Below are 12,721 nucleotides of genomic sequence, written 5' to 3' on the forward strand. Positions count from 1 at the left end.
TCGACGGCGGGTATGCGGCCCAGTATTTTGTCCGTCTGACCCCTGGGTCCGACGGAGATCACCACACACGTCCCCGTTGTCCCCAGACCCGCTCGGCCACATCGAGCCGGTCTGAAATGGAAAGGAACGCAGAACTTCATGGCACCCCGGCTCAGCGTCATCGTCCCGATCTACAACGTGGCGGAGTACCTACCCGCCTGCCTCAACTCGCTCGCCGTCCAGACCTTCCGGGACCTGGAAGTGCTGATGATCGACGACGGGTCGACGGACGAGTCGAACTCCATAGCCGCTGAGTTCGCGGAGCGGGACGAGCGCTTCCGGCTGATCCGCAAGGAGAACGCCGGTCTGGGTGCCGCGCGCAACACGGGCCTCGACGCCTTGGCGCCGGAGAGTGAGTACCACACCTTCGTCGACAGCGACGACGTCATCCCGCCGGACGCCTACCGGGTCATGATCGAGACCCTCGACGAGACCCAGTCCTCCTTCGCGGCGGGCAACGTCGAGCACATCAACTCGACCCGGGTGTGGCAGTCGCCGATGCACCGCTTCATCTCGCAGGGCACGGTCCGCAAGACGCACGTCCGCAAGAAGCGGATCCTGCTCAACGACCGTATCGCCTGCAACAAGGTCTTCCGCCGTTCCTTCTGGGACCAGCACGCGTTCCGCTTCCCCGAGGGTGTGCTGTACGAGGACATCCCGGTCACCATCCCGGCCCTGTACCTCGCCGAGTCCGTCGACATCATCAGCCAGACCACGTACTACTGGAGGCTGCGCGACGGCGTCTCCAACCCGTCGATCACCCAGCGCCGCAACGTGCCGAAGGCCGTCCGCGACCGCGCCTCCGCCGTGGTGGGCGTCAGCCGCTTCCTCGCCGGGCAGCCGGGCGCCGAGGCCCTGAAGCGCGACTACGACCGCACGGTGCTCACCGGCGACCTGCGCATCTTCCTCAACGTCATGCCCGACGGCGACGCCGAGTACCACGCCGAGTTCATGCGCACGACCAACGAGTTCCTCGACGGCATCGACTTCAGCCTGATCGAGACGCTCCCCACCCCGCTGCGCGTCAAGTGGCTGCTCACCCGCAAGCACGCCGTCAAGGAGCTCATCGCCTTCATCCAGGCCGAGCGCATCGGCGAGCCGGTCCCGCTCGAAGGCGTCCTGCGCAAGTACGCCAAGTACTCCGCGCTCGACACCCAGCCGAACCTGGTCCCCAAGAAGCTCCTCCGGGTCGACAAGGACCTCCAGCTGCGCTCCCCGCTCACCGAGCTGCGCTGGGAGGACGGCAAGCTGAAGCTGGCCGGCCACGCCTGGATCGACCGCGTCGACCACACCGGCAAGCACGGCATCGTCAAGGTGCTCCAGCTGAAGAAGGACGGCACCCAGCGCCGTACGCTCATCCCGCTCGGCAACACCTTCGCCCCCGCGGCCACCACCGACTCCGGGCACAAGGGCCGCGGCCACAACTTCGACTGGGCCGGCTGGGAGACCGTCATCGACCCGGCGCGTCTGCGCAAGGGCGACCAGTGGCAGGAAGGCGTCTGGCACGTCGGCATGCGCGTCATGTCCGGTGGCCTCGTGCGCTCCCGCTCCGTGCACTCGTACGGCTTCGACCGCCTCACCTACCCGCCCTACCAGTGGCTCGACGAGGAGTACCGCCTCCTCCCCGAGCTGCGGAAGGCCGCGCTCAAGCTGCGTGTCGAGAAGGTCTCGGCCCTCGTCACGGGCTTCCGTCCCGAGGGTGACGAACTCGTCGTCGAGTGCAGCTTCCGCGAGGCCGTCGCCGAGGGCACCGAGCTCTTCCTGCGGGTCATCCACCAGGGCAGCGGCGAGGTTCTCCTCTACCCGGCCGAGGTCCTCGACCACTCCGGCACGCACAAGCCGCTGCGCGTCCGCGTCCCGCTCCGTGACATCGCCCTGCTCCCCGAGCACCTGGACGCCGCCACCCCCGACGCCGCGAAGACCGCGCGCCGCAACTGGAGCACCCAGCTCCGCATCGAGGAGCCCGGCCAGCGCCCGCGGAACGTCAAGACCGTGATCAAGGACGGTCTCGCCGACCTCCAGGTCCGTCTGCCCGAGTCCTTCGGCGAGGGCGCCGACCTCAACGAGGTCGCGGTCATCGGCGGCACCAACGGCTACTTCAAGTTCTCGGGCCGTCCGCTGCGCGGCAAGATCACCGACATCGCGGAGTCCGACGGCACGTTCACGATCCGCGGTACGGCCCCGGCGGACCTGACGGGCTACCACCTGGTCGTCAGCGCGAAGAGCCGCTTCGACGAGCGGAAGGTCCCGCTGACCCTGCACGCGGACGGCACCTTCGAGGCGTCCTTCCGCCCCTCCCGGATGTCGGGCGCCTCCGGCAACCTGCCGCTGAAGACCGGCCGCTGGGTCTTCCGCCTGGACGGCGCGGAGGAGACCGACCCGCAGCTGACGCTCGTCGCGGACCGGCTCGCCGTGCCGCAGTTCCCGATGAAGGGCGCCGCCGACGGCCGCGACTACCGTCTGGAGATCCTCTGGCAGGACCACGCGCAGCTCATCTGCCTGCCGGACCTCAACGACCGGGAGCACGGCGCCAACCGCCAGTACCAGCTCCGCCAGGAGGTCTACGAGGCCGGCCGCGCGCTGCCGCTGCGCGACCAGGTCCTGTACATCAGCTACAACGGCAAGCAGTTCTCGGACAGCCCGCGCGCGGTCCACGAGGAGCTGCTGCGCCGGGGCTCGGACGTCGAGCACCTGTGGGCGGTCCGCGACGGCCAGGTCGAGCTGCCCGACACGCTCAAGGCGGTCCGCTTCCAGGGCGCCGACTGGTACGAGGCGCTGGCCCGCGCCCGGTACATCGTCACCAACGGCCACCTGCCGCACTGGATCAAGCGGCGCGAGGGCCAGGTCATCGTCCAGGCGTGGCACGGCACGATGCTGAAGAAGATCGGCCTGGACATCACCGCCCCGGCGTTCGACCCGAACTACCACGCGCGGCTGATCGAGGAGGCGGCGAACTGGAACATCCTCGTCTCGTCGAACCGCTTCAGCACGCCCATCCTCAAGCGCGCCATGGGCTACGACGGTCTGATCGCCGAGACCGGCTACCCGCGCAACGACTACCTCTACGCCGAGGACCGCGACGAGCGGGCCGAGGCCGTGAAGGAGAAGCTCGGCCTGCCGAAGGGCAAGAAGGTCGTGCTGTACGCGCCGACCTGGCGTGACGACCTGTCGCACAGCCGCGGCCAGTTCAAGTTCGACCTCCGCGTCGACCTGGAGGACGCCCGCCGCCGCCTCGGCGACGACCACGTCTTCCTCGTGCGCCGCCACTCGAACATCGTGGACCTCGTCCCCGGTGCCGGGAACGGCTTCGTCTTCGACGTCTCGGAGTACCCGGACATCGCGGACCTGTACCTGGCGGCCGACGTCATGATCACGGACTACTCCTCGGTCATGTTCGACTACGCCCACCTCAAGCGTCCGATGCTGTTCTTCACGTACGACCTGGAGCACTACCGGGACCGCCTGCGCGGCTTCTACTTCGACTTCGAGCAGGACGCCCCCGGTCCGCTCATCGGCACCTCCGACGAGCTCATCCAGGCCATCCTCGACGTCGACGAGGTGGCGGCCGAGTACAAGGAGAAGTACGACGCGTTCCACCACAACTTCTGCGACCTCGACGACGGTCACGCGTCGGAGCGTCTGGCCGATCTGATGTTCAAGACGGCCCGGGACGGCGCGCCGCTGTAACCCCCGGTGCGGAAAAGGGCCCCGGCCCGCAGGGAGACCTGCGGGCCGGGGCCCTTTCGCCGTTCCGCGCTACTTCTTGTCGATGATCTTCAGCGACATCTGGCCGTTGCTGGCGAAGTACGGGCGCAGCTCGTGGTTGGTGCCTCCGACGGCGCTCGCCACGGCCGTGGGGGCGGAGGCGAGGCGACCCCGCCAGCCACTGGTCTTCGGCTTGGTCTCCGTGGAGGCCGAGACCGGCGCGCCGGAGGACTTCACGACCGGGTACGGGAAGGTGAAGACGTCCATCGGGACGAGGACGTCCGTGGCGAGCTTGCAGACGCGGACCCGCGGGGACTCCTGGTCGGGCAGCAGCCACAGGTCCCAGACGTCCTCGGTACCGCTCTCGTGGAGGCGGGCCGCGGCGGCGTTGTCCAGGGTCGCCGTGAAGCGGCCGTCGGTGCCGGGCTTCACCGGGAAGGTGAAGTTCTTGTCGGCCTCCTTGCGGTGGACGGCCTCGATGACGCTGCCGGTGCCGAGCTCGACGCCCCAGGCGGCGGCGTCCACGACGATCGAGGTGGCGTCGGCCTTGATGGCCGCGACCTCGACGTGCTGGGCGCGCACGCGGCTCTGGACGCGCAGGGTGCCGTCCGTGTGCGCGTACGGCAGCAGCAGCGACAGGGCGGGGCCCTCGGTGCGCGGGTGCTTCAGCGACAGGATGTGCAGGGTGTCGCAGCCGGTCGAGCGCAGCGGCAGCTCCGCGCCGGCGGCGCGGATGGTGAGCTGCCAGTCGCCCTCGACGAGCCTGCCGAGCGTGGGGACCAGCGCCTCGCCGCCGACGAAGGGCAGGACGACGTCCTCGGCCTTCTTGCGGATGTCCTTGCAGACCAGCTCGGCGTCGCCGCCGGCGGCCAGGCCGTCGACGCGGACCCGGACGTCGCCCTGCGGGGTGACCACGGCGGCGGCCTCGCGCGGGATGGCCCGGCGGGCGCGCATGTCCTCGATGAGCTTCTCGAAGCGCTCCGCGGTGGCGGCCTCCTGGAAGCGGACCACGTTGGCCACGGCGGCCGTGGCCATCTTCCGGCGCAGGTCGTCGTCGGAGATCAGCTTCTCGATGTGCTCGGCGAGCGCCTCCTTGTCGCCGACGGGTACGACGTAGCCGTCCTCGCCCTGCCTGATGATGTTGCGGGGGCCGTGCGGGGCGTCGTAACAGATCGCCGGGAGACCGGCCGCCATCGCCTCGACGGTGACGTTGCCGAACGCCTCCAGGCGGGAGGGCAGCACGAAGAGGGACGCCTTGGCGAACTCCGGGGTGACCGGAGTGGCGGGGCCCATCAGGAAGATCTGGTTGTTGCTGCCGGTCTCGTCGATCTTCCTGCGCAGGTTGGCGCGCTCGGGGCCGGAGCCGTAGATCCGCAGGGTCCAGTCAGGGTGGCGCGGTGCCACGGTGGAGAACGCCTCGATGAGATCGGCGAAGCCCTTGTGCGACTTGAGCAGACCGGCGGTGACGACGATCTTGTTCTCGCCCGTGGACATCTGGCCCTCGTGGGCCGGGATGCAGTTGGGCAGCGCGGCGAGCATGTGGCTCACCCCGGGGACGTAACGGGCGATGGTCTCCAGCTCGTCCGGCGTCGGCGCCGTGATCGCGTCCATCTTCGGGTACGCGTCCCGGAAGAGGGCGTCACGGATGTGCGGGCCGTACTGCGCGGGGCGCGAGTGCTCCGTCGCGACCTTGAGGTAGTCGCCCTCGGCGTACGCCAGCATGATCGTGATCTTGGGGTTGGTGCTGACCACCACGTCGGCGTCGGTCGTCGCCAGGTACTCCATCAGCCGCTTCTCCGCCAGGCGGCTGACCCACGGCTTCTTGTCCGCCGGCTCGTTCGGGTAGATGAGCGGGAAGACGTCGAGCATCGGGTCGTCGATGTCGGACGTGTGCGAGTGCTTCCGCATGTCGGTCAGAGCGAGCGTCTTCACCCGCGGGTCGAGCGGGAAGTACGGCTTGTCGAGGCTGCGGCGGAGCGCTACCAGCTCGACCTCGTGGTCGTCCGCGAGCGCGCCGGCCAGGTTGTGGATCGCGCTGACGACACCGCCGATGTGGCAGCGGTCTACCAGGATGAACGATATTTTCACGCCGAGCCTCGATGTCTGCGGTTTGAGGGATGACCCCCCAGGGGTGGGGGCTGTGCGTCGTCCGCCGCGTACGGAGATGACGCACCTTGGGTACGGAGGTGACGCACCTTAGGTTACGGGGCTGTCTCGGGGAAGCGGGGCGAGTCGGTCCGCCTCGGCCGGTTCCTCACCCTCCCCCACGTAACACCTTGGTTTCGGCCGCGCCAACCGGAAACCCGCCACCGGCCCGGGGCGTCGTTCTGGGCATGAACACGGAAAACCCGGGCTGTCTCACGGGAGTGGCGCGCGCCATCGCCCTCGTCGTCGTCCTGCCCGTCCGGCTGGTCTGGGACGCCCTCGCCTGGTGCTTCACGCAGCTCTGGCGCTGGGTCCTCGCCCCGATCGGCCGAGCCCTCGCCTGGCTGCTCCACCACCTCGTCGTCATCCCCCTCCAGTGGCTGTGGGAGTGGGTCCTCGCCCCGGTCGGCCGAGCCCTGTGGTGGCTGATCGACCTGCTCGTCCTCACCCCGCTCGCCTGGCTCTGGCGCTGGGTCCTCGTCCCCGTCGGCAAGGCCCTCTGGTGGGTCGTCGACCTCCTCCTCGTCACGCCGCTCACCTGGCTCTGGCGGTACGTGCTCGGCCCCGTCTGCCGCTTCGTCGGCGCGGTCCTCGCCTGGGCCTGGCGAATCGCCGGGCAGGTCTCGCGGGCGGTCGGCCGGGCGATCCGCTGGGTCCTGTGGCACGGGATCGGCCGCCCCCTCGCCTGGGCGTACCGGGTGATCCTCACCCCGGTCGGCCACTGGCTGCGCACCTGGGTGTGGGGACCCGTCGCCGCCGTCGGCCGCGCCGTCCGCACCGCCACCCGCGAGGTGTGGACCGCCCTCTTCGGCGCCTCCCGCTGACCCTCCCGGCCGCGGACCCGGCGCCCCGCCCGGGAACCTGAGGTGGCCCGGGCGCGTACTCTGGGTAGTACAACGAACGTACCCGGCGCGGCGCCCGCCCCCGAGATCTCCCCGCCCCGCGGGGGTGGTCCGGGCGGACGCCCACGGGACGCCCAAGAGCTTCCGGGCGGAGCGCCACCGCGCCCGCCCCGCACCGAGGAGAAGAACCACTGGGCAAGCGACAGCCCGAAGGCCCGCCGCCCGCACCGGCGGTGCAGCGCATCCGTCTGCGCTACACCAAGCGCGGCCGCCTCCGGTTCACCAGCCACCGCGACTTCCAGCGCGCCTTCGAGCGCGCCCTGCGCCGCGCCGAGGTGCCCATGGCGTACTCGGCCGGATTCACCCCGCACCCCAAGGTGTCGTACGCCAACGCCGCCCCCACGGGTACGGGCTCCGAGGCCGAGTTCCTGGAGATCGCCCTCACCGAGCGCCGCGACCCGGAGATCCTGCGGGCCCTGCTCGACGAGTCCCTCCCGGACGGCCTCGACATCACCGACGCCGTGGAGGCCCGCACCTCCGGCCTCGCCGACCGGCTCACCGCCTCCGTGTGGGAGCTCCGGCTCGACGGCGTCCCCGTCGACGACGCCCGCAAGGCCGTCGAGGCGTTCCTCGCGGCCGAGACCGTGGAGGTCCAGCGCAAGACCAAGAACGGGGTCCGCACCTTCGACACCCGTTCCGCCGTCGCCGAGCTCGTCGCGGACCGTCCCCAGGGCGATCCCCAGGGTGATAGGCCCGCCGACGATGCCTGTGCGATACTGCGGCTGGTTGTTCGGCACGTGACACCTGCCGTGCGACCCGACGACGTCCTGTCCGGTCTCCGAGCTGTGGCCGACCTGGCGCCGCCGGTCCCCGCAGCGGTGACCAGGCTGGCGCAGGGGCTCTTCGACGAGGAGTCCGGCACGGTGACCGACCCGCTCGCGCCCGACCGCGAGGCAGTCACGGCCGCCCCCACCACGGCCGCCGCGACCGCCCCGGCGACGGCGCCGGAGGCAGGCCCCGCGTAGGGGACGCCGTCGAGCGCAGCCCTGGCACTCGGGAGCCACCTGGGTCGGGCAGCGCACTGACCAGAAGACTTTCGCCAGGCCGTACGCATCGGGCGTACGGAACCGGCGAGCCAGACATTCAGCTCCCGTGCGGCGCCCGCGCCCCGGACGGCGGCACCGCGCACGACGCGCGTCCGTGCCGCAGCCGGAATCCGACGCGGCGCCCGGGAGCGTGACGGGAGAACCGCCCGCATGCTCGAAGAGACCAACGAGACCAACGACAGCAACGCCCCCGGGGACAAGCTGCCGCCGCGCCGCCGGCGCCGCGCCGCTTCCCGGCCCGCCGGCCCGCCGGTGACGGCCGCCGGCGAGACCGCCGAGGCCACCGAGGCCCCCGCCGAGGTCGTGGAGACCACCCCGGCCGCCGAGACCCCGGCCGCCGAGCCGGAGGCCGCCCCGGCCCGTACCCGCCGCCGCGCGACCCGCAAGACGGCCGCCCCGGCGCCCGTGGCCGAGGAGACCGCCGAGGCCCCCGCCGCCGAGGCCGAGCCGGTCGCCGAGGTCGTGGAGACTGCCCCGGCCGCAGAGCCGGAGGCCGCCCCCGCCCGTACCCGCCGCCGTGCCACCCGCAAGGCCACCGCGCCGGTGACCTCCCCGGCCGCCGCCGAGGAGACGGCCGAGGCCGAGCCCGCCGCGGAGGCCGTGACGGTCGCCGACGTCGTGGAGGCCGCCCCCGCCCGCACCCGCCGCCGCGCCACCCGCAAGGCGACCGCGCCGGTCACCTCCCCGGCCCCGGCCGAGGAGCCCGCCGAGACCGTGGCCGCCGTCGAGGCGCCGGCCGAGCCGGTCGAGTCGGCCGAGCCGGTCGTCGAGGCCGCCCCGGCCCGTACCCGCCGCCGTGCCACCCGCCGCGCCGCCGCCCCCGAGGTCGTCACCCCGGACGTGGCGGCCGAGCTCGCCGCGCCGACCTCCGGCGAGGAGCTGCCCGAGGACACCGTCGAGGCGATCGCCTCCCACGGTGCCGAGGTCGCCGCCGCCGAGACCGCCGCCACCCGTGGCCGCGGCCGCCGCCGCGTCAGCACCCCGCAGTTCACCTCCGAGCCGCCGACCGCCGAGGAGGCCCCGCGCCGCCGCCGCGCCGAGCGTCCCGCCGTCGCCGTCTTCCAGGCCCCGGTCTTCGCCGAGCCGATGTTCCAGACGCCGGAGACCGCCGCGTTCGCCGCCGCCGCTGCCGCCGAGGTCGACGAGGAGGAGCCGGAGGAGACCGAGGAGGCCGTCGCCGAGACGGTCGAGGCCGTCGAGCCCGCCGAGCGCGCCGAGACCGGCTCGCGCCGCCGTCGCCGCCGCCGCGGCGAGCCCGTCGCCGTCGAGCCCGTCCCGTCGACCGTGGCCGACGAGCCCGAGGTCGAGCACGTCGCCGACGAGGCCGAGGCGGAGGAGGCCGAGGAGGCCGACGAAGCCGACGAGTACGGCGACCGTCCGTCCCGCCGCCGCCGCCGTGGTGGCCGTCGCCGCCGTCGCGGCGAGTCCGCCGAGGCGGAGGAGGCCGAGGAGACCGACGAGTCCGACGAGCTCCACGCCGAGGAGGAGGACGAGTCCGAGGAGTCCGAGGACGCCGACGACGAGTCCGGCCTGTCCGGCAGCAGCAGCTCCCGCCGCCGTCGCCGCCGGCGCCGCCGCAGCGGTGACGCCGCCGGCGAGAGCGAGTCGGCCGACGAGGACGGCGTCCGCACGGTCGTCAAGGTCCGCGAGCCCCGCTCCAAGCCCGAGCCGTCCGACGAGGTGCAGTCCATCAAGGGCTCCACCCGCCTGGAGGCCAAGAAGCAGCGCCGCCGCGAGGGCCGCGAGCAGGGCCGCCGCCGCGTCCCGATCATCACCGAGGCCGAGTTCCTCGCCCGCCGCGAGGCCGTCGAGCGCGTCATGGTCGTCCGCCAGAACGGCGAGCGCACCCAGATCGGCGTCCTTGAGGACAACGTGCTCGTCGAGCACTACGTCAACAAGGAGCAGGCCACCTCGTACGTCGGCAACGTCTACCTGGGCAAGGTCCAGAACGTGCTGCCGTCGATGGAGGCCGCCTTCGTCGACATCGGCAAGGGCCGCAACGCCGTCCTGTACGCCGGCGAGGTCAACTTCGAGGCGCTCGGCATGGGCCACGGCCCGCGCCGCATCGAGTCCGCCCTCAAGTCCGGCCAGTCGGTCCTGGTGCAGGTCACCAAGGACCCGATCGGCCACAAGGGCGCCCGTCTCACCAGCCAGGTCTCGCTGCCCGGCCGCTACCTCGTGTACGTCCCCGAGGGCTCGATGACCGGCATCAGCCGCAAGCTCCCGGACACCGAGCGCGCCCGGCTGAAGACCATCCTCAAGAAGATCGTCCCCGAGGACGCGGGCGTCATCGTGCGCACCGCCGCCGAGGGCGCGAGCGAGGACGAGCTGCGCCGCGACGTCGAGCGCCTCCAGGCGCAGTGGGCCGACATCCAGAAGAAGGCGAGCCAGATCTCGACGTCCGCGCCGAGCCTGCTCTACGGCGAGCCGGACATGACCGTCCGGGTCGTCCGCGACATCTTCAACGAGGACTTCTCCAAGGTCATCGTGAGCGGTGACGACGCCTGGGAGACCATCCACGGCTACGTCTCGCACGTCGCGCCCGACCTGGCCGACCGCCTGACGCGGTGGACCAGCGAGGTCGACGTCTTCGCCACCTACCGGATCGACGAGCAGCTGATGAAGGCGCTCGACCGGAAGGTCTGGCTGCCGTCCGGCGGCTCGCTGGTGATCGACAAGACCGAGGCGATGATCGTCGTCGACGTCAACACCGGCAAGTTCACCGGCCAGGGCGGCAACCTGGAGGAGACCGTCACCAGGAACAACCTGGAGGCGGCCGAGGAGATCGTGCGCCAGCTGCGGCTGCGCGACCTCGGCGGCATCGTCGTCATCGACTTCATCGACATGGTCCTGGAGTCCAACCGCGACCTGGTGCTCCGCCGCCTCCTGGAGTGCCTGGGCCGTGACCGGACCAAGCATCAGGTGGCCGAGGTCACCTCGCTCGGCCTGGTGCAGATGACCCGCAAGCGGGTCGGCCAGGGCCTCCTGGAGTCCTTCTCCGAGACCTGCGTCCACTGCAACGGGCGCGGTGTCATCGTCCACATGGAGCAGCCGGCCACCCACGGTGGCGGCGGTGGCGGCAAGCGCTCGAAGAAGCGCGGCCGTGGCGGCGAGGAGCACGTCCACGACCACGCCCACGAGACGCACGAGGCCGAGGCCCCGGCGGAGACCGAGGCCGAGGTCGCGGCCGAGCTGGCCGCCCCGGTGGCCGTGCCCGTCCCGATCGCCCCGGACGAGGAGCTGTACGGCAGCGTCGCCGAGGCCGAGGCCGCCGCGACCCGTGGCCGTGGCCGCCGCCGCGTCACCCGCAAGGTGACCGCGCCGGTGACCCCGACCGCCGCCCCGGCCCCGACGCCGATCGCGCAGCCGGAGCCGCAGCCGCAGCCGGAGCCCGAGGTCGTCGTGGCCGAGACCGTCGTGCCGGAGCCCGTCGCGGCGGAGCCCGCGCCGGAGCCGGTCGTGGAGGAGGCCGTGGCGCCCGCGCCGCGTGGCCGCCGCCGCGCCACCCGCCGCGCGACCTCCCCGGTCGTCGCGACCGGTGAGCCGGCCGCCGAGGCCGAGGTCGTCGTCGCGGTGACGGAGCCGGTGACGGTGCCGGTGACCGAGCCGGAGGCCGTACCGGAGCCGGAGCCGGTCGTGGAGACCGCGCCCGAGCCGGTCGTCGAGCCCGCCGCCGAGGAGGCCCCCGTGGCCGCCGCGCCGCGTGCCCGCCGCCGGGTGGTCCGCAAGGCCACCGCCCCGGCCGGTGCCCCCGCCGGCGCCGAGGCCGCCGAGATCGTGGTGGCCGCGGCCGCCCCGGCCGAGGCCCCCACGGCGGACGCCGAGCCGGCCGAGGAGACCGAGGCCGCCCCGGCGGCCAAGAAGGCCGCCCGGAAGACCGCGAAGAAGGCCACCGCCAAGAAGGCCGCCACGAAGAAGACGGCGGCCAAGAAGACGGTGGCGAAGAAGACCGCCGCGAAGAAGACCACGGCCAAGAAGGCCGCGGAGAAGACCGCGGCCCCGGCCCAGGACTGAGCCGGTACCGCCCCGGCGGCCTCCCCTCCCGAGAGGGCGGCCGCCGGGGCGGTCCGCACCCGCACGGGCGAATTTGACCCCCTGTGGCAGGCGCCCGTAACCTAGACCGTCGGCGTGTCAATGGCGCGCCGCGCCTCTGAGCACCCCCCTCCCGCTCGTCGGGAGAGGCCGCTCGTCCGATCCGGATCGTCGCGGGCCCCCGGGCCCGTGCGTGGGTGGCTGGCGTCAGAGGTCCCGTTCCCGAGTGAGAGAGAGATCCGCGTGTACGCCATCGTGCGCAGCGGTGGTCGCCAGCACAAGGTTGCTGTCGGCGACATCGTTGAGGTTGACAAGATTTCCACCGCCAAGATCGGCGACACGGTCGAGCTCTCGACCCTGCTCGTGGTCGACGGCGAGGCCGTGACCAGCGACCCGTGGGTCCTGGCCGGCATCAAGGTCCAGGCCGAGGTCGTGGACCACACCAAGGGCGCCAAGATCGACATCCTGCGCTACAAGAACAAGACCGGCTACCGCCGTCGCCAGGGTCACCGTCAGCAGTACACGGCGATCAAGGTCACGTCCATCCCGACGGCCGCGAAGTAAAGAGGGACTGAGCAATGGCACACAAGAAGGGCGCATCGTCCACCCGGAACGGTCGCGACTCCAACGCCCAGCGGCTCGGCGTGAAGCGCTTCGGCGGTCAGGTCGTCAACGCCGGTGAGATCCTGGTCCGTCAGCGCGGCACCCACTTCCACCCGGGCTCGGGTGTCGGTCGCGGTGGCGACGACACGCTGTTCGCCCTGCAGGCCGGTTCGGTGCAGTTCGGCACCTTCCGTGGCCGCAAGGTCGTGAACATCGTTCCGGTCGCCTGATCGGACGCTTTGCGGAGGC

The 12,721-nt window shown here is 72.1% G+C and carries 7 protein-coding genes; 6 read left to right on the forward strand and 1 reads right to left on the reverse strand.

The window, feature by feature from the left end; all coding sequences use genetic code 11:
* Window positions 1-138: 138 nt before the first annotated feature.
* On the forward strand, window positions 139-3,726 hold the full coding sequence (locus ACFXMG_RS06660) for a CDP-glycerol glycerophosphotransferase family protein (RefSeq protein ID WP_383830276.1): 3,588 nt from the start codon (window positions 139-141) through the stop codon (window positions 3,724-3,726).
* 69 nt (window positions 3,727-3,795) lie between these two features.
* On the opposite strand, the gene ACFXMG_RS06665 is transcribed toward ACFXMG_RS06660, so the two are convergent.
* On the reverse strand, window positions 3,796-5,832 hold the full coding sequence (locus tag ACFXMG_RS06665) for a glycosyltransferase family 4 protein (protein WP_383830273.1): 2,037 nt from the start codon (window positions 5,830-5,832) through the stop codon (window positions 3,796-3,798).
* Window positions 5,833-6,077: 245 nt separating this feature from the next.
* Between ACFXMG_RS06665 and ACFXMG_RS06670 the strand changes: the two genes are divergently transcribed.
* The 5 genes from ACFXMG_RS06670 to rpmA all read left to right on the forward strand — a co-directional run bounded on the left by ACFXMG_RS06670 (window position 6,078) and on the right by rpmA (window position 12,702).
* Window positions 6,078-6,713, forward strand: a complete 636-nt coding sequence (locus ACFXMG_RS06670; RefSeq protein WP_383830270.1) for a hypothetical protein — start codon at window positions 6,078-6,080, stop codon at window positions 6,711-6,713.
* Window positions 6,714-6,964: 251 nt separating this feature from the next.
* Window positions 6,965-7,756: a TIGR03936 family radical SAM-associated protein gene (locus tag ACFXMG_RS06675; RefSeq protein WP_383830267.1), complete on the forward strand. Its 792-nt coding sequence runs from the start codon at window positions 6,965-6,967 to the stop codon at window positions 7,754-7,756.
* A gap of 231 nt (window positions 7,757-7,987) precedes the next feature.
* Complete coding sequence (locus ACFXMG_RS06680; protein WP_384119690.1) at window positions 7,988-11,851, forward strand: Rne/Rng family ribonuclease; 3,864 nt, start codon at window positions 7,988-7,990, stop codon at window positions 11,849-11,851.
* Window positions 11,852-12,112: 261 nt separating this feature from the next.
* Window positions 12,113-12,433, forward strand: coding sequence for a 50S ribosomal protein L21 (gene rplU / locus ACFXMG_RS06685; protein ID WP_383821688.1), 321 nt, complete (start codon window positions 12,113-12,115; stop codon window positions 12,431-12,433).
* Between the two features lie 14 nt (window positions 12,434-12,447).
* A complete protein-coding gene (rpmA, locus tag ACFXMG_RS06690; protein ID WP_030494090.1) occupies window positions 12,448-12,702 on the forward strand; it encodes a 50S ribosomal protein L27 in 255 nt (84 codons plus the stop codon).
* The last annotated feature ends 19 nt before the right edge of the window (window positions 12,703-12,721 follow it).

Source organism: Streptomyces sp. NPDC059201 (assembly GCF_042754585.1).
Lineage (GTDB): Bacteria > Actinomycetota > Actinomycetes > Streptomycetales > Streptomycetaceae > Streptomyces.